Raw genomic sequence first — 24,676 nt, 5'->3', positions numbered from 1 at the left:
CGTCACGCCTCCTGACTCGTTGCTCCGCGTACGGCGGACGTGGGCGGGGTCGCCGGCTCGGCGCCGGGCTGGGTCGGTGTGGTGTCGAGGTAGTCGAGCAGCCGCGACACGTACGACAGGTCGACGCGCATCCGCTGTACCCGCCCGTCCACGTCGCGCATGACGAACTCGCGGTACGTCAGGCGTTGGGTGGAGGCGGCGTCGGAGGTGGAGAGGGTGCCGAGGATCTGCTCGTAGCCGACGCCGCGGGGTACGCGGAGCAGGCGGAGCGCTTCGGCGGCGATCTCGGGGTCTTCGGCGATCCGGCCGACGAACACGGTGGAGACGAGGTTCTGTACGTCGAGGCCGAGGATGTCCTTGGGGTTCTGGGAGGCGACGAGGCCGGCGATGTTCCACTTCCGGGAGTCGCGGGCGAGTCGTACGAGGAAGGAGCGGCCGGAGCGCCAGCCTTCCATGAAGTGCGCTTCGTCGAGGCCGACGAGCTTGCGCGCGTTCATGTCACCGGAGTAGCAGCGGCGCACGGCGAGCCGGTGCGCGGTGTGCAGCATGGGCAAGGCGAGCTGTTCCTCGGCCGACCAGTACTCCCGCTCGATCTTGAGGTCGGGCAGCCGCAGGCCGGCCATGGTGATGACGGTGAGCACGTCGCGGTGTTCGGGGTCGGCGATGGCGCGGTCGGGCCGGCCGAAGAACAGCATGGCGAGCGGCATCTCGGCCGCGTCCATGAGCAGGTTGGCGAGTTCGCGGCCGTCGTCGTCGGTCTCCCGCAGCGCGGCGACGACGTCGTCCAATGTGGACGATTCCTCGGCCGGTACCTGGCGGGCGGCGTGCCGGAGCAGCGCCGCGGTGGACGCCTCCCGCGTGACCTGCGGCGGGATCAGCATCGAGCAGATGTCCTGGACGAGCATGCGGCGTTCGGCCCGCGCGTTCGACACCGAGATCTCGTACTCGCGGTCCCCGCTGGGGCCGGTCGGGAAGTGCGCGCGTTGCGGCGTCGGGATCAGCGCGTACGGCGCGAGGGTGCCGGGCTCGGAGCCGGTCAGGTTCAGGACCCGGGAGTACGGCTTGAGTTCGGGCATCTCGCAGATGCGCGCGAGCGGGCCGGACGGGTCGAGCAGCGTGGTCTGCACGCCGCGGCGCGCCGCCAGGTAGCCGAGACCACCGACGAGGGTGGACTTGCCGCCGCCGGGCTCGGACACGAAGACGCCGAGGCCGGAGCGCTCGCGTACCTCCATGGGGAAGTGCAGGTCGAGGAAGACGGGCCGGCGCGAGGTGCCCGCGGTACGGCCGATCAGGTCGCCGCGCCGGTCCCCGACGTTCGACGCGCCCTGCGGGAGGGCGGCGGCGAACAGCTTGACCGGCATGCGCCGCACGTACCCGGTGTTGGCGATGGGTTCGCCGGGGATGAACTCGCGGGCCATCCACTCCTGGTTCTTCGGGTGCTGGAGCGAGATGCGCATGTCCCGGGAGTACATCTTGGTGAGGGCGCGGGCGCGTTCGAGGCACTCCTCGCGGGTGGCGCCGCCGATCGCGATGCGGTGCCAGCCGTGTACGCGGCTCGCGTCGAGCGGCAGGCCGGTCGTCATGTCGTCGCCGACGGTCAGCGCGCGCCGGGCGAGCCGTTCCAGCTCCGGCGGTACGTCCATGCCGTGCTCGACGTAGTCGCTCTGCTGGGACCGGATCATCCGCAGCCGGTGCTCCAGGTTGCGAAACGTGTCGCCCGGCCCGAGCACGTCGACCCGGGACGAGATCTCCATCGGCCACGGCAGCCGCTCGTGGAAGTGCATCCACGGCTCGTGCCGCTCCGGGATCTCCAGCGGCTCCATCCGGCCGACGGTCAGCACGCACGCGTGCCGCTCCTCGCCGGTCATCCGGTTCACCAGCTTGACCGTCGACCCGTACGGCGTGCGGTAGCGCTCGACGTGCTCGGTCAGCGCCAGCAGGTCGGACGTGTCCCACTCGCCCTGCCGTACGGAGGAGAGCATCTGCGGCGGGTCCATGCACAGCGCGACGCTGCGGTAGATCAGCCACTCCAGCTCGGTCGGCGTCACCCGCCGCCCGCGCATCCCGAACGCGCCCAGCACCTCGTCGAACTGCCCGACCATCCGGGCGGCGCGCTTGCGCTCGGCGTGCCCGACTCCCTTGCCGCGCAACGAACCCAGCCGTTCCGCGAGGTTGTCCCGGAACGTGCGCCGCGCGAACGTGATCCCCAGGTACGTCTGGCCCTCGGCGTGGTTGACCGACACCAGGTGCCGCTGCGCCGCGACGAGATGGTCCGACCAGGTCGGCGCGCCGGGCGGGGTGGGCAGCGGGTGCGGCGTGTTCGCGTTGACCGTGCGGGCCCACTCGTCCGCCGGGAACGGCTTCGACGTGCGCCGCAGGTGCAGCCGGAACCCCGCGAGCCCCGCGTACTGCTCGGCGATGGCGACGATCATCGCCTCGCGCTCGGTGTCCGGCCGGAACGCCCACCGCATCTCGGGCAGCCAGTACCACGCGGTGACTGTGGTCGGCGTGAACGTGAGATGCCCCGCGATCTCGGTGATCGCCAGCTCCACCGGCGCCGGCCGGTCCTTGTACCTCGGCTTCGGCGGCGCCTTCACCCGCGCCGGCGCAGCACCCTTCCTCGTACGCCCGGGCGCGGCCGCGGCGTCCCCGCGCTTGCCCGCCTTGCCCGCGCGCTTCGCCGGCCGCGACGCGGGACGCTGCGGAGCCCGCTGAGCCTGCGGTACCGGAGCCTGCTGCGGCGCCTGCGGCGCCTGCGGTGCCTGTGCCTGCGGTGCCTGGGGTTGCGGTGCCTGCTGTGGGGCCGGGGCCGGGGCCGGGGCCGGGGCCGGGGCCGGGGCCTGGACGGGCGCGGGCGGCGGTGCCGCGGGCGTACCCGGAGCGGCCTGCCGGCCGGAGGTGGGCGGCGCGGACGTGGGCGCGGTACCCGCGGGCGGCCGGATCGTCGGCTGACCGCCGGTGGTGTGGCCTGGTGTGACGACGGTCGGGTGCGAGCCGGTCCGGGTCGCGGGCCCCTCCGCCGGCATCCCGCCGCGCTCCCGACCCGGCTGCACGGTCCGGTACTGCCCGCTGCGGTCCTGCACGGTCGGGTACTGCCCGCTCTGGTCCCGGCGCGGGGCGGCGGTCGGCTGCTGGCCGTTGGGCGGCGGCGCGACGGTGGGGTACTGGCCGCTGGCGTCGGGCGCCGGGCGGCGGGTGTCCTGCGGCGGGACCGTCGGGTACGCCCCGCTGGGTGCACCGGTACGAGCCTGGGAGGCGGGGTTCGCCGCGCCTGCACCCTGCCGACCGGCGGATGCCGCCGGTGGCGTGCCCGGTGTCTGTGGTGCCGGGGTGGGGGGTGTCGGTGCGGCGCCTGGTGCGCGGAAGACCGCGAGCGGTGCTGGTCCCGTCGTGGCGCCGCCGGCGGGACCGCCGGTACTCCCGCCACCCGGCGGTGGTTCCGCCTGGGCCGGGGACCGGCGCGTGGTCGTGTCGTCCACACCGGACTGGGACGCGCCGGGGGCCGGTGTGGGTGGGTCGGCCGGCCGCTCGCCGGTGGTGTCGGCGCGGGGTGGGGTGGCCGTCATATCAGCTCCTGCCGGACGCGGACCTGGCTGGCGACCAGGCGGGCCTCGCGGTGCTCGGTGTTCGGCTCACGGGTGCGCCGCCAGTCGGTGAGGGCGGTACGCACGACCATCCGGGCGGGCCGGTCGGGGTCGACGTACCGGAACACCAGCGAGGTGGTGACCATCGACAGCGCGATCTCCCAGGCCGGGAAGAGGTCCACGTGCAGCGTGAACGAGTAGTGGATGAGCATGAACACGGGCACGAGCAGGGCGAACAGCCCGTACTGCGCGTACGGCAGTTGGAACGGCAGCGTGTATCCGGGCGGGCCGAGGTAGAGCAGGCGTGCCCGGTAGATGTCGTCGTCGGTCCGCAGCCGCATCGCTCACCTCACTTGAAGATGAGGTCGACGAGGTAACCGCCCAGGAACAGCAGCGTGACCGCACCGCCGATGAAGACGAGCCCGACGATCGCGATCACGGAACTGGTCAGCACCCGGGAGACCTCGCCCTTGTTCGCCCGGCCGATGAAGATCAGGCCGAGCACGGCGAGCAGGATCGGGGCGATCTTGCTGGCCAGGAACGAGATGATCCCGTTGGTGTCGACGGTCTTGGGCGCGGCCAGACCGGTGAGGTGCGCACCGGTGTCGGACAGGGGCAGGGCGGCCACAACGGTGTGCGCGACCTCGCTGATCATCGGCCCCTCCCCCATCGCTCTCCGTATGCGTCATCGAGTCTCATTGCTATCAGCTTCCTCGATATCCTCACTTGACGGAACTAGGCAGTCACGGTGTGTCTCTACGACTTGCGCGGATGGTCCCAGACTCTACATTGCACTCAACTATGGGACAAGCCAAGTTGCATGTAACAATGATGCCGTCCCGAGTGAACTGAGGAGGCCAGCGATGATCCGGACGTCCGCGACCGGTGCGTTGCTCATCGTCCTCGGCGTCGTACTGGCTGGCCTGGGTGTACACCAGCTCGGGGTGGTGCGGGCGGCGCGCAAGTGGCCGTCGGCACCGCAGCCGCGACTCGGCCGCGGGCTGGCCGGGACGGAGCTCGCCGCCGGGATCCTGGCGACGGCGGGCGGTGCTGTGGTGCTTGCCACACTCGTACCGCTCAAGGGGGTGTGGCAGGTCGGGTTCGAGATCGTGACCGGGCTCGTCGTGCTGATCCTGGGCATGGTGATCGCGGCCAAGGTGGCCGATCGCGTCGAACTCAATGCACTCATCCGGTCGCCTTCTCCCCTGTACCGCACGACGGCACCTCGACCGGGCGGGCACCACCAGATTGCCACCAGTCCGCCGGCGAAAACCACCCCCCCGATGCAGGAATCGGACAGGCCCGACCCGTCCGTACCGGCGGATGCCCGGCCGGGCTGGGTGTTCACCGACGACGCGGGCTCCTGGTACCTGTGCGTCGAGGTCGGGCGCGGGCACCGGCTGGTGCGGCTGCCCGAGTTCCTGCTGGTCGAGCCGGACCCGGCCCGTCGGGTCCACGCGGCCGGCACGGTCGAGCTGTCCGTCTGGCCGCTCGACGCCGGCGGTGACGGCGACCCGCCGGCGGCTGACCCGGTCGGAACCGGCGTACGGTCCTCCGCCTGACGCGCCCGGCCGGCCGTCGCACGCCACGGCCCGCCCCGGTCGATCCGGTCGTCCCCAACCGATCGCCGTACGGAAGGGAGCTTCCCCAGCGTGGACACCTCCGGCACAGTGCCCCAACCGGACGTACCACCGCCCGCGGATCCACCGGCGCCGGCCGGGCTCGGGATCGACCCGCTGGAGCGCACGCCGCGCTCGTTCCACCTGTCCCGGGAGGTACTGGAGCGCGCCCGCGCCGCGGCGTACTGGCTGAGCCGGAGCCGGGGCGGCGGGCCGACGACGATCTCCGAGCTGGTCGAACAGGCGCTGCGGCAGGAGGTGGAGCGGCTGGAGGCGGAGCACAACGACGGGGTGCCGTTCCCGGCCGTGGTGGGCCGGATGCGGACCGGCCCCGGTGCCGCCGGCGCCGAACGTATCCGGCAGGCCCAGCGCGCCCGGCGCCGCGGCGCGTCGTAGGGGGCGGGACGATCTCCGGGCGGGCCGAGGGTGGCGCGGGTGGACCGGTAGCGTCGATGCCGTGAGTGAGCGCAGTGGGGGCGGCGCCGGTCCGGCGCGACCGGTCGTGATGGGCGTGCTCAACGTGACGCCCGACTCGTTCAGCGACGGCGGCCGGTACGCGGACGTCGACGCGGCGGTCGCGCACGGTGTCGAGATGTGGCGCGACGGCGCGGACTTGGTCGACATCGGCGGCGAGTCGACCCGGCCGGGCGCCGAGCGGGTCGACGCGGACACCGAGTGCCGCAGGGTCGTACCGGTGGTGCGGGAGCTGGCCGCCGTGGGCGTACCGATGAGCATCGACACGACGCGGGCGGCGGTGGCCGAGGCGGCGGTGTCGGCCGGGGTCGGCACGGTCAACGACGTGTCCGGCGGCCTGGCGGACCCGGACATGGCGCGGGTGGTGGCGGACGCCGGCTGCCCGTGGATCCTGATGCACTGGCGCGGCCACTCGAAGCGCATGTACGAGCTGGCGCAGTACGCGGACGTGGTCGGGGAAGTACGCGGGGAGCTGGCCGAACGGGCGGACGCGGCGATCGCCGCCGGGGTCGCCGCGGAGCGGGTCATCCTGGACCCGGGGCTGGGTTTCGCGAAGACCGCCGAGCACAACTGGCTGCTGCTGCGCCACCTGGACCGCCTGCTCGACCTGGGCCATCCGGTACTCGTCGGCGCGAGCCGGAAGTCGTTCCTGGGGCGGCTGCTGGCCGCGCCGGACGGTACGCCGCGCCCGGTGGACGAGCGGGAGGCCGCGTCCCTGGCCACCAACCTGTACGCGTTGGCCGCCGGCGCCTGGGGTGTCCGGGTGCACGAGGTGCGGGCGACGGTGGACGCGGTGCGCGCCTGGCGGGCGGCGCAGGCGGGTGGTGCGGTGTGACCGCGGGGGACCGGATCACGCTGACCGGGCTGCGCGTCCGTGGCCGCCACGGCGTGTACGACTTCGAGCGCGCCGCGGGCCAGGACTTCGTGGTGGATGCCGTACTGGAGCTGGACCTTGCCGTGCCGGCGCGTACCGACGAGGTGACGGACACGGTGCACTACGGCGAGCTGGCCGACCGGCTCGCCGGGATCGTCGCCGGTGAGCCGGTGAACCTGATCGAGACGCTGGCCGAGCGGCTCGCCCGCGCCTGCCTCGCCGACCACCGGGTACGCCGGGTCGAGTTGACGGTGCACAAGCCGCAGGCGCCGATCGCGCACGGCTTCACCGACGTGTCCGTGACGCTGGTACGGGAGCGGGAGGCATGAGTACGGCGGCGTTGTCGTTGGGGGCGAACCTGGGTGACCGGGAGGGCCAGCTGCGGGCGGCGGTGGCCGGGCTGTCCGACGTCCTCGTCGCCGTGTCCGGCCTGTACGAGACGCCGCCGTGGGGCGACACGGAGCAGCCCGCGTACCTGAACGCGGTGGTACTGGTGGCGGATCCGGCGGCCGGCCCGCGCGACTGGCTGCGGCGGGCGCAGGCGCTGGAGTCGGCGGGCGGCCGGGTGCGTGACCCGGACCGGCGGTTCGGGCCGCGCACCCTGGACGTGGACGTGATCACCGTCGGTACCGAGGACGGGCCGGTGACCTGGGACGAGGAGGACCTGATCGTGCCGCATCCGCGGGCCGCGAGCCGCGCGTTCGTGCTGGTACCGCTGCGTGAGGTGGATCCGTCCGCCGAGCTGGCCGGTACCCCGGTGGCCGAGTTGCTGGCCGCGCCCGAGGTCGCCGCCGACGTGCCGGGAGTACGCAGGGTGGCGGGCGCGGGCTGGTGGGAGCGATGAACCAGGAGCCGGAGCCCCGGGTACGGCCGACGAGCCGGGCGATGTTGGGGATCGTCGCGGTGGTCGCGGCGGTGGCCGGCTGGCTGCTGTTCGACCGGTTCTACGGCGACATCCCGCCGTTGCCGCTGGTCCCGGGCATCACCCTGGTCGTACTGGCGGTGGTGGAGGGGATCGTCGCCCGGTCGACGGCGCAACGGATCGAGCACAGGCCGGGTACCGAGCCGGTCAACCCGCTCGCCGTCGCGCGCTACGTACTGGTCGCGAAGGCGTCGTCGACCGCGGGCGCGATCTTCGCCGGGCTGTACGGCGGGGCGCTGATCTGGGTACTGCTGAAGCGCGGGCAGCTCGCCGCGGCCGCCGACGACGTGGCGCCGGCGGTGGCCGGACTCGTCGGCTCGGCGCTGCTGGTCGCGGCCGCGCTGTGGCTGGAACACGCCTGCCGGGTGCCGGAGCGGCCGGACGACGAGGACGACGAGGACCGCTGACCGCCGTACCGCCGGCGGGGTGTGCCGCGTTGGGCGAAGAGGTACGACGGAACTGGTGCCGGTGCGCGAGGATGGTCACATGAGGCCGTCCCGTGTCGGCCCGGCGGTGGCACACCGTCGGCGCGCCCGGCGGCCCGGCCGAGGAGGCTCCCGTGTCCTCAGACGACGCGACAGTACGACTGCCCGGTGACCGCGGCGACGCCGACGGCCGTTACGCGACGGACTCGTACGGCGAGGTGCCGGACCGGGGGTTCGGCGTGGGCGGCGAGCAGCCGGCGGTGTCCACCCCCGGATACCGCCCCGACGAGCCGAGGTACGAGACCGGCCAGGCCGCGTACCGGGCGCCGGAGACGGATCAGACGCTGGTGCTGGGCGGCGCCGGCTGGGAGCCGGACGAGGCGCCGCCGCGCCCGCCGCGGGACCGGCTGCTCGTGCACGGCGTGTGGGAGCTGCTGCTGGCGGTCGGCGTCGCCGGCATGGTCGCGTTCTGTTACGTGAACCAGCCGGGCATGTTCTCGTCCGCCGGGCTGCGCGTCCTGGAACTGCAGGCCGCGACGCTGGGCCTGCTGGCGCTGGCGGTGTCGCTGTCCGTCCGGGCCGCCGCCCCGAACCTGGCGGTCGGTGCGTTCGCCGCGGTCGCCGGCCTCCTCTTCGCCCGCGGGTACGACGGGGGTGTGGCGGGTGCGCTCGCTCCGGCGCTGGGCGTCGCGCTGCTCGGCGGCCTGGCCCTCGGCGTACTGGTGGCGCTTCTGCACGTACCGGCGTGGGCGGCGAGCCTGGTCGCGCTGTGCGGCGGGTTCGTGACGATGACCGCGGTCGACCACGGCCGGGCGGTGAGCCTGCCCACGTCCGCGCCCGACCCGGCCCGTACCGCCCTGTACTGGTGCGTCGGCGTGGCGGCGGTGTCCGTGGTGTTCGGCGTGGTCGGGCTGACGGGACCGGCGCGGCGCGGGGTCGGGGCGTTCCGTCCGGTGGCGGATCCGGCGGTACGGCGCGGTCCCGGCGCGGCGCTGATGGCGGTGGTGGCGCTGACCGTGTCGGCCGGCCTGGCCGGCGGTGCCGGCGTGCTGACCGTCGCGCACGCCCGGACCACGGACGGCGGCGGCGCGATGCTGTCCGACCTGCTGCTCGCGCTCGGCGCCGTACTGCTCGGCGGCGTCTCCGCGTACGGGCGGCGCGGTGGGCTGTTCGGCACCGCGCTGGGTGTCGCGGCCGTCCTGGTCGTCCTGCGGTACGGGGAGATCCGCGGCTGGCCGACCGCCGTCACCACGTACTCGGTGGCCGGTGGGGCGATCGCGCTCGGCCTGGTGGTGACCCGGTTGGTGGAGTGGGTGGGCCACCCGCGCCCGCGTACCGAGGGCCAGGCCGTTGGGGCGCCCGTCAGGAGTGCTTCGTTAGGTAGTCGATGAAGCGGGCGCGCATCAGCGGCTCGGCCTCGCCGTACTGCTCGTGGCCGGTGAACTCACGCCACATGCCGATCACCTCGTCCAGGAACTCGCCGATCGAGCCGGTCGAGTCGTCGAGCAGGTTGCTCTCCTGCGCGTGCGGCAGGTGCCGGATGAGGTCCCAGAAGAAGTGCCGGTCGTGCCGGCTGTGCGCGAGCGCGAACGCGCGTTCCCGCAGCTCCTCGGTGGAGAGCCGGTCCAGGTCGTCGAGCTGCGCGCCGGTCGTGTCGCTCATGGGCCGAGCATAGAACGGCACCCTCGCGGTACCTGCGGTGACGGTGCCGCGCGCCGTCCGGGGTCGCGGTCCGGCGACCCCGGACGGCGGGTCAGGCGGGTCGGCCGGGCTGCGTGTCGTGCATGGCCCGGTAGATGTCGTCCGGCGTGAGCACCCCGGCCGTACCGGAAGGCGAGTCGACGACGACCCAGCCGGTGCCACCCTCCAGCAGCGCCGCCAGCGCCTCCCGCAGCGTCGCCGTCTCCGGTACGTGTGGCGGGTCGGTGGCGGTCGCCCACCCCGGCACCGACTCGGGAGTACGGAGGGAGTGTCGGGGGATGTCGGTGACGCCGAGGCGCTTGATGCCGCGGTCGCTGCCGACGAACTCGGCGACGAACGAGCTGGCGGGCCGGCCGAGGATCTCCGCGGGCGGCGCGTACTGCTCCAGCTTGCCGCCCTCGGACAGCACCGCGATCCGGTCACCGAGCCGTACGGCCTCGTCGACGTCGTGGGTGACGAAGACGGTCGTCTTGCGTACCTCGGCCTGGAGGCGCAGGAACTCCTCCTGGAGCCGGGTGCGGGCGATCGGGTCGACGGCGCTGAACGGCTCGTCCATCAGCAGGACGACCGGGTCGGCGGCGAGCGCGCGGGCCACCCCGACGCGCTGCCGCTGGCCGCCGGACAGCTCGTTCGGATAACGCTTGCCGTACTGGCCGCCGTCGAGGCCGACGAGGTCGAGCAGCTCGTCGACCCGCTCCCGTACCTTCGCGCGGGGCCAGCCGAGGAGCCGCGGCACGGTCGCCACGTTCTCCCGTACGGTCTGGTGCGGGAAGAGCCCGACGTCCTGGATCGCGTACCCGATGCGGCGGCGCAGCACGACCGGGTCCGCGTCCGTGATGTCCTCGTCGTCCAGGTAGATGTGGCCGCCGGTCGGCTCGACCAGCCGGTTGATCATGCGCAGGATCGTCGACTTGCCGCAGCCGGACGGCCCGACCAGCGTCACCAGCTCGCCCGCCGGTACGGACAGGCTCAGCTCGGCGACGGCGACCGTCCCGTTCGGGTACGACTTGCTCAGGCCGTCCAGCCGGATCGCGGCGGCGCCGGCCCGTCGTTCCGGCTCGGCCGGGGAGTCCCGACCGGCGGGCGTGTCGTGTGTGGGCCCAGTGGCGGGCGTGCTCCCGGTTCCGGGGGTAGCGTCCACTCGTGTCCTCTCTTCACGGAGCCCCGCTCCACCTGCTGGCCGCGGTCACCGGTGATGCGGGAAACCCCTGGTTCTCCTGGGCTTACGTGCGGGACAACGCCGACACGCTGACCGCCGCGTTGCGGCAGCACGTCGAGCTGACCGCCGTGTCGGTACTCATCGCGGTGGTCGTCGCGGTACCGCTCGGCGTCCTGGCGTACCGCGTCTCGTGGCTCACGGGTCCGATCCTCGCACTTTCCAGCGTGCTCTACACGATCCCCTCGCTGGGGCTGTTCGCCGTTCTCGCCCCGTTTGTCGGCCTGTACGCCACGACCGTGGTCATCGGTCTCGTGCTGTACGCGCTGCTGGTGATCGTGCGCAACACGCTCACCGGCCTGCAACAGGTACCCCGGGAGGTGCGCGACGCCGCGCGCGGCATGGGGTACGGGCGGGTCGGGTTGCTGACCCGGATCGAGCTGCCACTGTCGCTGCCGAGCATCATGACCGGACTGCGCATCGCCACCGTGTCGACGGTCGCGATGGTCACGGTCGGCTCGATCGTCGGCGGGTACGGCGGGTTCGGCGAGCTGATCCTGGAGGGCTTCCGCAACAACTTCTACAAGGCCCAGATCATGACCGCGACGATCGCCACTGTCCTGCTCGCGCTGGTGTTCGACGTGGTCCTGGCCGGGATCGGCCGGCTGGTCACCCCGTGGGCGAACCGGAGGCGGGCATGACCATCATCCAGCAGGCGCTGACCTGGCTGAACGACCCGCTCAACTGGACGAACTCGGACGGCATCATCGCCCTGCTCATCCAGCACCTGTGGATCTCGGCGGCGGCCGTCGGCATCGGCTGCGCGGTGGCGTGGCCGGTCGGGATCTGGCTCGGCCACAACGGGCGCGGCGGCGGGCTGACCGTCGGCGTGTCCAACCTGACCCGGGCGATCCCGACGCTCGCGCTGCTGTCGATCTTCCCGCTGACGTTCCTGGGGTTCGGGCCGTGGTCGGCGGTGGTCGCGCTGGCGATCTTCGCCATCCCCCCGCTGTTCGGCAATGCCGTACTCGGGTTGCGCGAGGTGGACCCCAGCGCCCGGGACGCGGCGTACGGGATGGGCTTGTCGGGGTGGCAGGTGCTGTGGCGGGTCGAGCTGCCGCTGGCCGTGCCGTACCTGGCGAGCGGGTTCCGTACGGCGGCGGTGCAGGTGGTCGCGACGGCGACGCTGGCGGCGCTGGTCGGCGGGCCGGGGCTGGGCGCGATCATCAGCGAGGGCTTCGGCCTGGGCATCGCCTCCGGCGGCGGTCAGGTACTCGCCGGCGGCCTGCTCGTGGTGCTGCTGTGCCTGGTCATCGAGGGCCTTCTGGTACTCGCGGAGCGCGCCGTGACACCGCGCCCGTTGCGTCGCCCGCGGGGCCGGAAGGCGCGTGTCGCGCTCGCCCGGTGACCAAGGTCTCGGGCCGTGATCATCTCTACCGTAACGATAGGGATCGAGTGCGCCATTCAGGTTGCGGGGCGGCCTGTCCCGGGGTTGGCTTGTCGGGCGCGGAAGGCACCCGGACGGTTTCCGGGGCAGGTCGCGGGCCGTGACCGCGGACCGTGGCCGGCCGACCGCTCGTCGGACACGCGGCCGACCAGGGGGGTCGAGCCGGGACACGGAAGGCGGGCATCAATGGCAACGCGACTGTCGAGGTCGCGACTCGTCGGCACGGCGGGTCGGCCACATGCGACCTCGACCCGGGTGGTACTCGGGATACTTGCGGGACTGTCGGCGGGGATACTGGTCGCCGGCTGTGGACAGGCCGGCTCCTCCGGTACGAAGACGGAGTCGAAGGCGTCGGGCGCCGGCTGCGCCCCGGTCGCCGGGGACAAGCTGGTGGTGCTGAAGGACGACAAGCACCTGCAGAACTCGGACAACATCGTGCCGGCGGTCAACGCGAAGGTGGCCACGCCGGCGCTGCTGGCGAACCTGGACAAGGTCTCCGCCGCGCTGGACACGCCGAAGCTGATCCAGCTGAACAAGCAGGCCGACGTGGACCGGGTCGCCCCTGCCAAGGTGGCGGCCGACTTCGCCAAGGCGAACAACCTGACCGCCGGCGTACAGAAGGGGTCGGGGTCGATCACGGTCGGCGCGGCCAACTTCTCGGAGAGCCAGACCCTCGGTTACCTGTACCAGACGGTGTTGCAGGCCGCGGGGTACAAGGTGACGGTGCGGACGATCGGCAACCGCGAGCTGTACGAGCCGTCGCTGGAGAAGGGCGAGATCCAGGTCGTGCCGGAGTACGCGGCGACCCTGACCGAGTTCCTGAACCAGAAGGCGAACGGCAAGAACGCGAAGCCGAAGGCGTCGCCGAACATCGACACCACGATGACGGCGCTGACGGCGCTGGGCGCGAAGTACGGGCTGAAGTTCGGGAAGCCGTCCGCGGCGGCGGACGAGAACGCGTTCGGTGTGACGACGGCGTTCGCGGACAAGTACAAGGTGACGACGCTGTCGGAGTTCGCGGCCAAGTGCAGCGGCAAGGCGACGGTGCTGGGCGGCCCGCCGGAGTGCCCGCAGCGCGCGTTCTGCCAGCCGGGCCTGGAGAAGACGTACGGCATCACGTTCGGCAAGTTCACGCAGCTGGACGCGGGTGGCGCGCAGTCGAAGAACGGTCTCAAGACCGGGAAGGTGTCGTTGAGCCTGCTGCTCAGTTCGGACGCGGCACTCGCCGGGAGCTGAGCCCTTCCAAGTACCGCCGAACGGCGGGTCGGTGCGCCGCACCGGCCCGCCGTTTGCGTTGTCCGTACGTGTGCCGGCGTGTCGGTGTTCAACGGATCATGCGACACCGTGTCGGTACTGGTCAAGGTCTGGATTCCGGTTGTAAAAAAAGTGCCTTCGTGGGCATTGCGTCCGGGCGGGTCGCGTGTAGTGTCCTCCGCACGACGGACCTCGCGGCCGGGCCGGGCCAGGACTGTTGGGTGACAACGCAGATGCGGAGCCATCCGCTTCTCGCGCAGTGTTGGACGTCATCGGTTCCCTTACACAGCAAGGGAACTCGGTGACTCGGCAATGCCGTGGGGGGTACACAGGCGTGTCGGTTACGGAAGCAGATCCGGTCGCTGCGGCGGCCCCGACCCGGCCCGCCGTGCTCAGGGTCCTGAGCGCGGTCTGGCGCAGTTACGCGTTCCGCCGGATCCTCAAGGCGGTCCTCACCGTCTACCTCGTTGCGACGTTCACGTTCTTCCTGGTCAGGTTGTTGCCGGGGAACCCGGTCGAGGTCTACATCAACACCCTGATGCAGCAGAACGGCATGTCGTACGACCAGGCCGCGAACATGGCCAAGGCGCTGTACTCGTTCGACCCGGGCAAGCCGCTCGTCGTGCAGTACCTGGACTATCTGAACGGGTTGCTGCACGGGGATCTCGGCAACTCGATCGGGTCGCCGGGCACGACGGTCGGCAGCATCCTCGTGGCGTACCTGCCGTGGACGCTGTTCAGCGTCGGGATCGCGCTCATCATCAGCTTCTGCCTGGGGATCCTGCTCGGCATGGCGATGGCGTACCGGCGGAACGGGGTCATCGACCACGTGCTGTCGGTGATCGGGTCGCTGCTGCACTCGATCCCGAACTACCTGCTGGCCATCATGATCGTGGTGTTCCTGGGGATCCAGCTGAACCTGTTCGACGTCAGCCAGATGCGCGGTGCGTACTCTCCTGGTGTCACACCGGAGTTCAGCGCGGACTTCTTCTCCGACGTCATGTACCACGCGGGCCTGCCGATCACCACGTACGTGCTGACGACGATCGGCTCGTGGATGCTCGTGATGAAGTCGTCCACAGTGGAGACTCTCGGCGAGGACTACGTGACCGTGGCGAAGGCGCGCGGGCTGCGCGACCGCCGCATCGCCACCGCGTACGTGGGGCGCAACGCGGTGCTGCCGCTGTTCTCCCAGCTCGCCATCGCGGCCGGGTTCGTGGTCGGCGGCTCGATCCTGATCGAGCAGGTCTTCCAGTACCAGGGGATCGGGTACCTGCTGTTCCGCGCGGTCAACGACCGGGACTACCCGCTCATGCAGGGGATCTTCCTGGTCATCACGATCGCCGTCGTCCTCGCCAACCTCGTCGCCGACCTGCTGTACGGCCGGCTCGACCCGCGGATCCGGATCGGTGGTGGTGAACGGTGACCGCGACCGTCGGTACCAGTACCCTCGAATCGCCGACCGTGGTGCGGAAACCGGTGCGCCCCAGCCGGAACGTGGTGCGCGCGCTGACCCGCAGCCGGTCCGGCACGATCGGGTTCGTCCTGGTGGGCCTGATCGTGCTGGTGTCCCTGCTGGGGCCGCTGTTCACGCCGGACACGCTGCCGACCGACACGAGCTCGGTGTACCTGCCGCCGAGCGCGAGCCACTGGCTCGGTACCGACTCGTCCGGCCGGGACGTGCTGATCCAGGTCATCAACGGCGGCCGTACGGTGATCGTGGTCGGGTTCGCCGCGGCCATCCTGTCCACGCTGATCGCGATCGTGTTCGGCTCGCTCGCCGCGTACCTCGGCGGGGTGGTCGACTCGGTCGTCACCGCGGCCACCGACATCGTGCTGACCGTGCCGCAGATCGCGCTGCTCGCCGTACTGTCCTCGCTGTACCACCTGGACAACTCGCTGCTGCTGGCGTCGCTCATCGGGATCCTGAGCTGGCCGACCCTGCTGCGCGCGGTCCGCGCCCAGGTACTGTCGCTGCGCGAGCGCGAGTACGTGGAGGCCGCGCAACTGCTCGACCTCGGTACGGCGCGGATCCTGTCGGTGGAGATCCTGCCGAACATGGCGAGCTTCATCGTCATGAACTTCATGATCGGCATGACGAACGCGATCTACGCCCTCGTCGGCCTGTACTTCCTCGGTCTGGCCCCGCTCGCCGGCCACAACTGGGGGATCATGCTCAACGAGGCGTGGACCCGCGGCGCGATCTTCGACTCCGACAGCGTGTTCTACATCCTCTCCCCGGTGATCGCGATCAGCCTGCTGCAGCTGGGTCTGGTGCTGATGACGCGCTCGCTGGAGGAACTCCTCAATCCCCGCCTGCGGCAGGACTGATGCGCCATGACCGAACGCGCGGACGGTGCCGCCGGAGGCCGGAGGGAGTCACGCCATGACCGATGAACCGGTACTCGCGGTGCGGGACCTGGTGGTGGAGTACCGGACGCCGGCCGGGCCGGTGCGTGCGGTGCGCGGCGCCAGCTTCGACCTGTACGAGGGGGAGAGCCTGGCCCTGGTCGGCGAGAGCGGCTGCGGCAAGACCACGCTCGGGCTCGCACTGCTGAGACTGTTGCCACGACTGGGAAGTACGCCGCACGGCGAGGTCCGGTACCGGCGCGCGGACGGGTCCACAGTGGACCTGTTGACGATGCGCAAGGAGCAGCTGCGCCGGTTCCGGTGGCACGAGGCGGCGATGGTGTTCCAGGGCGCGATGAACGCGCTCAACCCCGTGCTGCGCGTCCAGGACCAGATGTACGACACGATCCGCGCGCACCGGTCGATGTCGGCGTCCGCCGCCCGGAAGCGCTGCCACGAGGTGCTCGACATGGTACGGCTGGAGCCGCGCCGGGTGATGCCGAGCTACCCGCACGAACTGTCCGGCGGGATGCGGCAGCGGGTGCTGATCGCGATGGCGCTGCTGCTGTCCCCGCGCGTTCTGGTACTGGACGAGCCGACGACGGCGCTGGACATCCTGACCCAACGCTCCATTGTGGACGTACTGCAGGAGCTGCGGCGCGAGCTGGGGTTCGCGATGGTGTTCGTGACGCACGACCTCGCGCTCGCCGCCGAACTCGCCGACCGCGTCGCCACCATGTACGCGGGCCGCATCGTGGAGCTGGGTGACTCGCGGGACGTGTTCGCCGCGCCGCGGCACCCGTACACGGCGGGGCTGATCCGGGCGGTGCCGCCGGCGGTCGGTGAGGCGACGGAGATCAGCTCGATCCCGGGCGGCCCGCCGAGCCTGGCCGCGCTGCCGCCGGGCTGCCCGTTCAGTGTCCGATGTGGACTGTCGGCGGAGGTCGGCGACGGCGACGGGCCGGCGGGCGTGTGCGTGCAGGCCGATCCGGAACTCACGCGCACCGGTGAGCGGCACGAGGTCGCCTGCCACTATTCCGACCGCGTCGAGTTCACCCGGGAGGTGGTCGTCGATGGCGTCTGAACCGTTGCTGTCACTGGAATCCGTGTCGCAGGTCTTCACCAGCCGCCGCGGCGAGATCCCCGCCGTACGGGACGTGTCGCTGGACCTGGCCGCCGGTACGGTGCTCTGCCTGGTCGGGGAGAGCGGCTCGGGCAAGACGACGACCGCCCGGATCGCCGCCGGCCTCAACCGCCCCACCGGCGGTACGGTGCGCTTCGCCGGCCGGGACGTCTGGGGTGGCGACCGTACCGCGTTCCGCGAGTTCCGGCGGTCGGTGCAGTACGTGCACCAGGATCCGTACGCGTCGCTCAACCCGATCCGTACCGTGTTCGCGACGCTGGCCGGGCCGATGCGCCGGCACCGGCTCGTCGCCAACCGGGACGAGGCCTGGCAGAAGGCGTCCGAGCTGCTCGAACGCGTCGACCTCACGCCACCGGAGAACTTCCTCACCAAGTATCCGCACCAGTTGTCGGGCGGGCAGCGGCAGCGGGTCGCGGTGGCGCGGGCGCTGACCCTCGGGCCGAAGCTCATCATCGCCGACGAGTCCACCTCGATGCTCGACGTGTCCATCCGGATCAGCCTGCTCGCCATGCTGTCCCGGCTGTCCACCGACCTCGGCGTCGCGTTCCTGTTCATCACGCACGACCTGGCGCTGGCCAAGTACTTCGGCCGGGACGGCGACATCGCCGTGATGTACCTGGGCCGGGTCGTGGAGTACGGGCCGACGCGGGAGGTGATCGGCACGCCGCGGCACCCGTACACCCGGGCGTTGCTGGCGGCGATCCCCGAACCGGACCCGGAACTCAACGCGCGCAAGCGATCCGCGGGTTCGCTGCTGCGGTCGATGGACACGCCGAGCCTGCTGCGGCTGCCCACCGGCTGCACGTTCCACCCGCGCTGCCCGAGCTGGGTCGAGGGCGAGTGCGACGTGTCGGTACCCCGGCTCGAAGCGCTCGACGCCGACGCGCGGCACGAGGTCGCCTGCCCGCCGGTACTCCGGCAGGAGGCGGACGCCGCCGTCCCGGCACTGTCCGAACAGGACGGTACGGGCTGATGTTCGGGCCCCAGCTGCTGCGGATGGCGTTCCGCTGGGCCGTACTGATCACCCTCGCCGGCGGCGCGCTCGCGCTGCTGAGCCACCGCGGTACGCCGCAGTTCGTCGTCTCGGTCTTCATGTTCGGTGCCGGTGTCCTGTTCACCGCACTGGTCGTCGTGCTCTCGCGCATCCCTGGTCGTTGACCCCGTTTTCCCATCGAGCCGGAGGATTCCCTTGGCCACCAAGCCATCCCCAGAACTGGTCGAACTGTCCCGCCGCCGCGTGCTCCAGATCTTCGGGATCGGCGCGGCCGGCGCGGCGCTGGTCGGCACCGGCGCCGCGTGCAGCCCGAGCGAGAAGGCGAAGGGCAAGGGCGAGTTCCACGGCGCCTGGCCGTACGAGGCGCAGCCGAAGGGTCACTTCAACCTGGTGAACCCGTTGCCGGACGCGATTCTCGGCAACTACGGCATCTACATGGACCTGCTCGTACCGCCGCCCGCGATGTACCTGTGGAAGGAGCGCAAGTACGTCGGGCTGCTCGCCGAGGACGGCAGCTGGGGCTTCGACGAGGCGGCGAAGACGTACAAGCTGAAGTTGAAGTCGGGTCTCAAGTGGAGCGACGGAAAGGCCGTCACCGCAAAGGATCTGGTCACCTCGCGCTGGCTGGCGTACATCATGCGCGACATCCTGTGGGACTACCTGGACAAGGTCGAGGCGACCGACGAACTCACCTGCACGGCGCACATGAAGGAGCTGTCCACCGTCGTCGAGCGGTACATGCTGCGCTACCCGATCTACTCCGACGCCGTGTACGGCGAGTACGCCAAGCGGGCGCAGGACATCGTGGCCGCGGGCAAGGACATGGACAGCCCGGAGGGCAAGAAGCTCAACGACGACTTCCAGAAGTTCCGGCCGAAGAAGGTCGTCGTCAGCGGCCCCTACAACTTCGACTACACCAGCATCACCAACTCCCAGCTCACCCTCGTCAAGAACAAGACCGGGTACGGCGCGGACAAGGCGGCGTTCGAGAAGATCGTGCTGTTCAACGGCGAGGTGCCGGACGTGACACCGGTCGTCGCCGCGAAGAACGTCGACTACGCCACGCACGGCTTCCCGGTCGCCAGCGAGAAGGCGTTCCAGAAGAAGGGGTACCGGATCCTCCGGCCGCCGACGTACGCCGGCTCGGCGCTGTACCTCAACCTGGACAAGCATCCCGAGTTCAAGGACAAGCGCGCGCGGCAGGCGCTGGCGTACGCGATCGACCGGAAGACGAACGGCACGGTGACGCTCGGCAAGTCGGGCGTGGGCGTCAAGTACATGACGGGGATGTCGGACAACCTGGTGCCGGTGTGGGTCACCGACACCAGCAAGCTCAACGCGTACGACCTGGACAAGGCGAAGGCCGAGTCGCTGCTGAAGGCCGCCGGCTGGAAGAAGTCCGGCGGCAAGTGGACCACCCCGCAGGGCAAGCCCGCCGCGTACGAGATCAGCTTCCCCGCCGAGTTCGCCGACTACTCCGCCTCCGGGCAGAACGTCGCCGACCAGCTCAACGAGTTCGGGTTCAAGCTGACGCCGCGCGGCGTCACGCACGTCGAACACCCGATCGACGTGGACAAGGGTGCCTTCGACATGGCGATCCAGACGTGGGGCGCGTCGACGGCGCCGCACCCGCACTTCGCGTTCAAGCAGGCGCTGTTCACGCACAACATCCCGGTCGCGTCGAACAACGGCGGGCGCGGCATCGGCTTCCCGCTCACCCAGAAGACCGACGCGTTCGGCACCATCGACCTCAAGAAGGTGGTGCTCGACTCGGCCGCCGGACTCGACGAGGAGAAGCAGAAGGCGAACGTCACCCGCGCCGCCATCGCGTTCAACGAGCTGCTGCCGATCCTTCCGCTGTTCGAACGGTACGGGAACAACCCGGCGCTCTCCGGGGTCCGCGTCGCGTCCTGGCCGCCGGACAGCGACCCCATCCTCCAGAACGCTCCGTACGCCGACAACTTCGCCGTGATGATGCTCTTCGACGGGCGACTCAAGCCCGCCTGACCGACCGGGTACCGGTGGGGCGCGCGACGCCGTGCCCCACCGGTACCGGTGCGTGTCGCTCCGTCCACTGTGGGCAGTGTGCCGTACTGTGCGGGCACGTGGGGGTGCATGGGGGTTCTACGATCCCTTACCGGTCCCCGACCCCATGGAGGCGGCGTGAACTGCGCGCGATGCGGCATCCCGCTGGCGCCCGACGACCAGCGCTGCGCGGCCTGCGGCCAACCGGCCGGGCCCGGTCCGGTCGTCTCGTCGCCACCACAGCCCGGCGGCGCGCCGTTCCCGGTGCCGCCGCAACCCGCACCACCTGGCCCGGTACCTCCGCCGGGGGCCGTACCGCCGCAGGGTTCGGCTCCGTCGCAGGGGCAGGCGCCGCAAGGGTTTCCGGGCCCGGGTACGCCGCCGCAGGGTGGTTCCGTCGGCCCGGAGTCGGGCCCGCCGGCCGGCCCGGCCTCCGGCCCGCCGCAGGGTTTCGGCTTGCCGGCCGGGCCGCAATTCCCTGGTGGCGCGGCGATCCCGCAGCAACCCACCGGCAGCTGGCCGACCATGCCGGCCGGTCCTGGCGGCCCGATCCCGCCCGGTGGCGCGGTTCCACCGCCCGGCCCGATGTCGCCGGACGGCGCCGTTCCGCCGCCTCCGCCCGGCGCTCAGGGCCCGGGGCAAGGCCCGGGTCAGAGCCCGGGTCAGGGTGGTCCGGGGCAGGGCGGTCCGGGTTCCGCCCCGATGGTGACCGCACCGTGGCCGGAGCTTGCCGCGGCCCCGAGTGGCGCGGCCGGGCCGTGGGGTGCGCCGCCCGTACCGCCGGCGGCGTCGCGGTCGCGGCTGTCGGACCGCCCCGCCCGCTTCCCGTCCGTGTACCGGTGGGTCGTGGCGGGCATCTTCCGCGACTGGCGCGGCGTGCTCGCGGCGTACCTGTCGACGTGGTTCGGGTTGCCGGGTGCGGTGTTGCTGAGTGCCGTCGGTGCGGTGCTGGGCCTGGTCGCCGGCGCCGGTGGCGGCACGGTCGGCGTGGTGAAGTCCGGGCTCAACGACGTACCGCTGCTCGGTGACCTGTTCGGCCAGTCGGGCCTGGAGATGGGCGGCATCCTCGGCGGGCTGGTCGGTATCGTGCTCGGCGCGGTGCTCGGCCTGGTCGGCGGGATGATCTTCCCGTGGTTCACGTTGTTCGCCGAGGATCCGCTGCGCGGCGTGGGTGCGCTCATCGCGAGCCTGCTCGTCGGGTTCCTCGTCGGCGTGCTCTACACGATCTACCGGATCACCTGCGAGGGCTGGATCCTGCGGGTCACCGGCGCGCGGCGGCTCAGCCGGCGCGAGGAGGAACTGCTCGTCCCGCTCGTCCGCGACTGCGCGGAACGCTTGCAGCTCAAGGGAATGCCGACCGTCCTGATGGACGACGACCGGCTGCCGAACGCGTTCGCGTGGACCCGGCACATCGTCATCAACCAGGGCCTGCTCGACGAGTTCAACTACGACCCGGTGCCGATCTCCGGCGTCATCAGCCACGAGCTGACCCACTGGAACAACGCCGACTCCATCTCGCGTACGTTCATCCGCGGCGTCGCCCTGCCGCTCTACCTGCTGTACACGGCGGTCTCGTTCATCCAGCGGGCCGCCTCGCGGGTCGCCGCGAACCGTTTCGGCGGCGGCTCGGCCGTCGGGTTCGTCATGCTGGCCTGCTGGCTCATCCTGTGGCCGATCCTCGTCACCATCAAGTACTTCATCATGCCGATGCAGGCGGCCGACTCGCGCGCCGCGGAGTACCGGGCGGATCAGGGTGCGGTGGCCGCGGGGCACCGGGACGGGATCCGGCAGGTGCTGGCCCGGTTCCGCCGCTCCTTCGACGGCACGCGGAACGGGTGGGAGCTGTCCATCTGCGCCAGCCACCCGCCGAACGAGCTGCGGCTGGAGGCGATCGAGGAGCCCGGCCGGCCGTACCCGCTGCCCGACCCGGACTCGCCGCCCCGCCCGATCCCGGTCGCCGTCAGCACACTGGACAAGGACTGATCCGTGCCGGCACCACAGCTTGCCCCGCTGCCGCCGTTCGAGGTGACCGGCCGGCGCCAGGTCTTCCTCGGCTGGGACGCGAACGACCAGTACCGGCGGTGCTGGAGCGCGCCCGAGGACTCCGTCGGCATCATCGGCCCCCCGCGGTACGGCAAGACGTCGGGGCTGATCCTGCCGACCGTACTGTCCTGGGACGGTCCGCTCGTCTGCACCTCGACCCGCGGCGACATCCTCGGTTTCACCGGCAACTGGCGCCGCGCCATCGCCGCGCCCCTCGGCGGCCAGGTCCTCGTGTACGACCCGTTCGGCTCGGAGTACCCGGAACACTCGTTGCGCTGGTCGCCGCTCGCGGACTGCGCCGACCCGGGCGTCTGCTACCGCCGGGTCGCCGCGATGACCGCGGTGTCCGGCGGCGGCATCGCCGACGGCGACCACTGGCGCGCCGGCGCCGCCGGCATCCTCCGCGCGTACTTCCACGCCGCGGCACTGGAGGGGCTCCCGCTCGCGACCGTACGGAAATGGTTGGCACGACAGGAGATCGCCGATCCGGCCGCGATCCTGCGACTGTCCGAGAGCCCGGCCGAGATGTGGGCCGACGACCTGGAAGCGGTACGCCTGCTCGGCGACCGGGAGCGCGGCAGCTTCTTCTCCGTGGCGCGCAACGCGTTGGAGGCCACCGCCGAACCGACGGTGCTCCGGTCCTGCTCGGCGACCGACCTCGACATCGACCGGTTCCTGCGGACCAAGTCGTCGCTGTTCATCATCGGCCCGTCGCACCTCCAGCAGGCCATCGCGCCGCTGCTCGCCGCGCTCGTCGACAGCATCGCGCAACGCGCCGCCGAACTCGCCGCGCAGGAGGGCGGCCGGCTCGGTACCCCGCTGCTGCTGGCGCTGGACGAGGTCGCCAACATCGCCCCGATCGACTCGCTGCCCAGCCTCGTCAGCGAGGGCGGCGGGCGCGGCATCGTCACCCTCTGGGCCACCCAGAGCCTCGCCCAACTCCGCGCCCGGTACGGCGAGGAGCGTCAGTCCGGCATCCTCGCCGCCACCACCGCCAAACTCATCTACGGCGGCATGTCCAACGGCGAGGACCTGATGAACGTCTCGACCTGGGCCGGCGAGCGCCAGGAGAGCAACATCTCGTACCAGGTGGGGGGCGGGCAGCAGGCCGGCGGCCCGATGTCCACCAACTCCAGCATCGGCGGCCAGGTCATCGGCAACCATTCGGTGACCAACCAGTACCGGCCGGCGTTGCCCATCAACGCCATCCAGATGCTGCCGCCGCTCAACGCCTGGCTGTTCTACCGGAGCGACGCCCCGCTGCGGGTCGAGACCCGGCCGGCCGGACTCATCCCGGAATTCGCACGGATCAAGGGGTACAACCCATGACGACATACCTGTTCCCGGTGGGCTTCCCGCTCGGTCTGACGTACGAGCCCGGCGGCGACGTCACCACCGCCAACGCCGCCGTACGGATCGGCGACGACTTCCGCGACATGAGCCCCGGCGAGTACCGGATCTGGTTGACGGCGTTCACGGTCCAGAACCGCGCGCAACTGGAAGCGTCCAGCGCCGAGCAGGGCATCACCGACGCGCCCGTCGTCATCGACGCGCTGCTCGGCCTCGGCCTGCTCACCACCCTCGACACCGAGGCACCCGACCTGCCCACCCGACTCGCCGCGCTGCGCCTCGTCAGCCTCGGCATCGGCCTCGGCAACAACGCCGAGCAGCCCGGCGACTGGTACATCGGCGGTCAGGACCTGCAGCCCCGCGCCCGCGTCAACTTCGACGTGTACACGGTCTGGGCGCTGTCCCACCGCCGCACCATCCAGGCCGCCTGCGCGGAGATCACCGAGGACGGCGACGACCCGCTCGCCGTCGCCCGCAACATCGTCGACAACCTCCCCGTACTCCTCGGTGCCTTCTGCGCCTACCTGGAACCGGCGGCATGAGCCTGTTCCGGTGGAGACGGCGGCAGTCGCCGTCCCCCGCGCCAGCCCCTCCCGCCCCCACCCCGCCGGCGAACGAGACGGGATCCACCACACCGAAACAGTCCACACTCGGCGGGATGCTCGGCAGCGTGTACCCGGTCGTCGGTGACCGGCTCGGTACCGTCGCCGGCGGTGCGGCGGGTCTCGCGATCGGCGGCCCCGTGGGCGCCGCCATCGGCGCGGCGGCCGGGGGCGCCGTGGGCAAGGCCGCCGGCAAGGCCGTGGAATCGTGGCAGAAGGAACGCGCCGAGGCGACGGCCGCGCGCGAATCCGGTACCGAACAGAACCCCGGCACCGAGCCGAATCCCGGCACCGAACAGGGTCCGGGTACCGGCCAGGGCGGGCCCTCGTCCGGCGCGGCCTGGCACACCCGGGTCGCGAACGGCATCCGCGCCGGCACCGCGCGGTTCGTCCGCGAACTCGGCCCGACCATCGGCGAGAAACTCGGTACCGCCGCCGGCAAGGTCACCGGGGAGACCGTCGGCAAGGCCATCGGCGCCGCCGTCGGCAGCGGGCTCGGCCGGTTCACCGGCACCCTGGCCGACAAGATCAAACCCGACGCGCCCCGACCCGCCGTCGAACCGACCGAACAACAGCCAGCACTCGAACGCTCGCCCGACGAGCAACACCCCGACGAGCAGCAGCAGAATCCGGATGAGCAACAGCCTGGGCAGCAACAGCCGCAGGATCCGGATGAGCAGCAACAGCAGCAGAACCCGAGCCAGGACCCGAGC

General features: G+C 71.6%; 24 protein-coding genes and 1 pseudogene. 20 read left to right on the top strand and 5 right to left on the bottom strand.

The window, feature by feature from the left end; genetic code table 11:
- Positions 1-2: 2 nt before the first annotated feature.
- The 3 genes and pseudogenes from Aru02nite_RS29450 to Aru02nite_RS29440 form a co-directional block, all read right to left on the bottom strand.
- Positions 3-2,609: pseudogene (locus tag Aru02nite_RS29450) on the bottom strand (ATP-binding protein); the annotation flags it as partial.
- 953 nt (positions 2,610-3,562) lie between these two features.
- Positions 3,563-3,925, bottom strand: coding sequence for a hypothetical protein (locus Aru02nite_RS29445; protein WP_203663166.1), 363 nt, complete (start codon positions 3,923-3,925; stop codon positions 3,563-3,565).
- Between the two features lie 8 nt (positions 3,926-3,933).
- On the bottom strand, positions 3,934-4,239 hold the full coding sequence (locus Aru02nite_RS29440) for a hypothetical protein (protein WP_203663164.1): 306 nt from the start codon (positions 4,237-4,239) through the stop codon (positions 3,934-3,936).
- A gap of 208 nt (positions 4,240-4,447) precedes the next feature.
- On the opposite strand from Aru02nite_RS29440, the gene Aru02nite_RS29435 reads away from it, so the two are divergent.
- The 7 genes from Aru02nite_RS29435 (at position 4,448) to Aru02nite_RS29405 (ending at position 9,289) form a co-directional block, all read left to right on the top strand.
- On the top strand, positions 4,448-5,146 hold the full coding sequence (locus Aru02nite_RS29435; protein WP_203663162.1) for a hypothetical protein: 699 nt from the start codon (positions 4,448-4,450) through the stop codon (positions 5,144-5,146).
- A gap of 90 nt (positions 5,147-5,236) precedes the next feature.
- On the top strand, positions 5,237-5,599 hold the full coding sequence (locus Aru02nite_RS29430; RefSeq protein ID WP_203663160.1) for a ParB family protein: 363 nt from the start codon (positions 5,237-5,239) through the stop codon (positions 5,597-5,599).
- 109 nt (positions 5,600-5,708) lie between these two features.
- A complete protein-coding gene (gene folP / locus Aru02nite_RS29425) occupies positions 5,709-6,512 on the top strand; it encodes a dihydropteroate synthase (protein WP_203663324.1) in 804 nt (267 codons plus the stop codon).
- Complete coding sequence (gene folB / locus Aru02nite_RS29420; protein WP_203663158.1) at positions 6,509-6,880, top strand: dihydroneopterin aldolase; 372 nt, start codon at positions 6,509-6,511, stop codon at positions 6,878-6,880. Before folP ends, folB begins: the two co-directional genes overlap by 4 nt.
- Positions 6,877-7,395, top strand: coding sequence for a 2-amino-4-hydroxy-6-hydroxymethyldihydropteridine diphosphokinase (gene folK, locus Aru02nite_RS29415; protein ID WP_203663155.1), 519 nt, complete (start codon positions 6,877-6,879; stop codon positions 7,393-7,395). Before folB ends, folK begins: the two co-directional genes overlap by 4 nt.
- Positions 7,392-7,880 (top strand): DUF3180 domain-containing protein, encoded by a 489-nt coding sequence (locus Aru02nite_RS29410; protein WP_203663153.1) that lies wholly within the window; start codon positions 7,392-7,394, stop codon positions 7,878-7,880. The genes folK and Aru02nite_RS29410 overlap by 4 nt, the downstream gene beginning before the upstream one ends.
- Before the next feature lie 152 nt (positions 7,881-8,032).
- Entirely contained in the window at positions 8,033-9,289 is a 1,257-nt protein-coding gene (locus Aru02nite_RS29405; RefSeq protein ID WP_203663151.1) for an ABC transporter permease, read from the top strand.
- Here Aru02nite_RS29405 and Aru02nite_RS29400 read toward each other — a convergent pair.
- Positions 9,261-9,560, bottom strand: coding sequence for a hypothetical protein (locus Aru02nite_RS29400; RefSeq protein WP_203663149.1), 300 nt, complete (start codon positions 9,558-9,560; stop codon positions 9,261-9,263). The genes Aru02nite_RS29405 and Aru02nite_RS29400 overlap by 29 nt on opposite strands.
- 91 nt (positions 9,561-9,651) lie before the next feature.
- Complete coding sequence (locus Aru02nite_RS29395; protein ID WP_239077037.1) at positions 9,652-10,629, bottom strand: ABC transporter ATP-binding protein; 978 nt, start codon at positions 10,627-10,629, stop codon at positions 9,652-9,654.
- Positions 10,630-10,742: 113 nt separating this feature from the next.
- Here Aru02nite_RS29395 and Aru02nite_RS29390 point away from each other — a divergent pair, with 113 nt between their 5' ends.
- From Aru02nite_RS29390 to Aru02nite_RS29330, 13 genes are all read left to right on the top strand, one after another.
- Positions 10,743-11,456, top strand: a complete 714-nt coding sequence (locus Aru02nite_RS29390; RefSeq protein WP_203663144.1) for an ABC transporter permease — start codon at positions 10,743-10,745, stop codon at positions 11,454-11,456.
- Positions 11,453-12,163, top strand: coding sequence for an ABC transporter permease (locus tag Aru02nite_RS29385; protein WP_203663142.1), 711 nt, complete (start codon positions 11,453-11,455; stop codon positions 12,161-12,163). The genes Aru02nite_RS29390 and Aru02nite_RS29385 overlap by 4 nt, the downstream gene beginning before the upstream one ends.
- Positions 12,164-12,388: 225 nt before the next feature.
- Positions 12,389-13,438: a glycine betaine ABC transporter substrate-binding protein gene (locus Aru02nite_RS29380; RefSeq protein WP_203663140.1), complete on the top strand. Its 1,050-nt coding sequence runs from the start codon at positions 12,389-12,391 to the stop codon at positions 13,436-13,438.
- Between the two features lie 406 nt (positions 13,439-13,844).
- Entirely contained in the window at positions 13,845-14,882 is a 1,038-nt protein-coding gene (locus Aru02nite_RS29375) for an ABC transporter permease (protein ID WP_203663138.1), read from the top strand.
- Positions 14,879-15,787 (top strand): ABC transporter permease, encoded by a 909-nt coding sequence (locus Aru02nite_RS29370; protein WP_203663136.1) that lies wholly within the window; start codon positions 14,879-14,881, stop codon positions 15,785-15,787. Before Aru02nite_RS29375 ends, Aru02nite_RS29370 begins: the two co-directional genes overlap by 4 nt.
- A gap of 55 nt (positions 15,788-15,842) precedes the next feature.
- Entirely contained in the window at positions 15,843-16,889 is a 1,047-nt protein-coding gene (locus Aru02nite_RS29365; RefSeq protein WP_203663134.1) for an ABC transporter ATP-binding protein, read from the top strand.
- Positions 16,879-17,922 (top strand): ABC transporter ATP-binding protein, encoded by a 1,044-nt coding sequence (locus Aru02nite_RS29360; RefSeq protein WP_203663132.1) that lies wholly within the window; start codon positions 16,879-16,881, stop codon positions 17,920-17,922. Before Aru02nite_RS29365 ends, Aru02nite_RS29360 begins: the two co-directional genes overlap by 11 nt.
- On the top strand, positions 17,922-18,107 hold the full coding sequence (locus Aru02nite_RS29355) for a hypothetical protein (protein WP_203663130.1): 186 nt from the start codon (positions 17,922-17,924) through the stop codon (positions 18,105-18,107). The genes Aru02nite_RS29360 and Aru02nite_RS29355 overlap by 1 nt, the downstream gene beginning before the upstream one ends.
- A gap of 31 nt (positions 18,108-18,138) precedes the next feature.
- On the top strand, positions 18,139-19,950 hold the full coding sequence (locus Aru02nite_RS29350) for an ABC transporter substrate-binding protein (RefSeq protein WP_203663129.1): 1,812 nt from the start codon (positions 18,139-18,141) through the stop codon (positions 19,948-19,950).
- Between the two features lie 603 nt (positions 19,951-20,553).
- On the top strand, positions 20,554-21,951 hold the full coding sequence (locus Aru02nite_RS29345; RefSeq protein ID WP_373325007.1) for a M48 family metalloprotease: 1,398 nt from the start codon (positions 20,554-20,556) through the stop codon (positions 21,949-21,951).
- 3 nt (positions 21,952-21,954) lie between these two features.
- Positions 21,955-23,340 carry a type IV secretory system conjugative DNA transfer family protein gene (locus Aru02nite_RS29340; protein ID WP_239077026.1) on the top strand — a complete coding sequence of 462 codons (1,386 nt, stop codon included), beginning with the start codon at positions 21,955-21,957 and terminating at the stop codon, positions 23,338-23,340.
- Positions 23,337-23,903 (top strand): hypothetical protein, encoded by a 567-nt coding sequence (locus Aru02nite_RS29335; RefSeq protein WP_203663128.1) that lies wholly within the window; start codon positions 23,337-23,339, stop codon positions 23,901-23,903. Before Aru02nite_RS29340 ends, Aru02nite_RS29335 begins: the two co-directional genes overlap by 4 nt.
- A gap of 200 nt (positions 23,904-24,103) precedes the next feature.
- Positions 24,104-24,676 (top strand): hypothetical protein (locus Aru02nite_RS29330; RefSeq protein ID WP_203663127.1); only part of this gene is annotated, 573 nt, incomplete at its 3' end.

It is taken from the genome of Actinocatenispora rupis (assembly GCF_016861975.1).
In the GTDB taxonomy this organism is placed as follows: domain Bacteria; phylum Actinomycetota; class Actinomycetes; order Mycobacteriales; family Micromonosporaceae; genus Actinocatenispora; species Actinocatenispora rupis.
The sequence above is the reverse complement of the archived record's forward strand: the minus strand, read 5'-3'. Positions and strand labels throughout refer to the sequence as shown.

Coding starts and splice junctions, on each gene's coding strand:
- Aru02nite_RS29445 (WP_203663166.1), bottom strand. CDS start 3,925: ATGCGGCTGCGGACCGACGACGACATCTACCGGGCACGCCTGCTCTAC.
- Aru02nite_RS29440 (WP_203663164.1), bottom strand. CDS start 4,239: ATGATCAGCGAGGTCGCGCACACCGTTGTGGCCGCCCTGCCCCTGTCC.
- Aru02nite_RS29435 (WP_203663162.1), top strand. CDS start 4,448: ATGATCCGGACGTCCGCGACCGGTGCGTTGCTCATCGTCCTCGGCGTC.
- folP (WP_203663324.1), top strand. CDS start 5,709: ATGGGCGTGCTCAACGTGACGCCCGACTCGTTCAGCGACGGCGGCCGG.
- folK (WP_203663155.1), top strand. CDS start 6,877: ATGAGTACGGCGGCGTTGTCGTTGGGGGCGAACCTGGGTGACCGGGAG.
- Aru02nite_RS29410 (WP_203663153.1), top strand. CDS start 7,392: ATGAACCAGGAGCCGGAGCCCCGGGTACGGCCGACGAGCCGGGCGATG.
- Aru02nite_RS29400 (WP_203663149.1), bottom strand. CDS start 9,560: ATGAGCGACACGACCGGCGCGCAGCTCGACGACCTGGACCGGCTCTCC.
- Aru02nite_RS29385 (WP_203663142.1), top strand. CDS start 11,453: ATGACCATCATCCAGCAGGCGCTGACCTGGCTGAACGACCCGCTCAAC.
- Aru02nite_RS29380 (WP_203663140.1), top strand. CDS start 12,389: ATGGCAACGCGACTGTCGAGGTCGCGACTCGTCGGCACGGCGGGTCGG.
- Aru02nite_RS29365 (WP_203663134.1), top strand. CDS start 15,843: ATGACCGATGAACCGGTACTCGCGGTGCGGGACCTGGTGGTGGAGTAC.
- Aru02nite_RS29360 (WP_203663132.1), top strand. CDS start 16,879: ATGGCGTCTGAACCGTTGCTGTCACTGGAATCCGTGTCGCAGGTCTTC.
- Aru02nite_RS29355 (WP_203663130.1), top strand. CDS start 17,922: ATGTTCGGGCCCCAGCTGCTGCGGATGGCGTTCCGCTGGGCCGTACTG.
- Aru02nite_RS29345 (WP_373325007.1), top strand. CDS start 20,554: ATGTCGCCGGACGGCGCCGTTCCGCCGCCTCCGCCCGGCGCTCAGGGC.
- Aru02nite_RS29335 (WP_203663128.1), top strand. CDS start 23,337: ATGACGACATACCTGTTCCCGGTGGGCTTCCCGCTCGGTCTGACGTAC.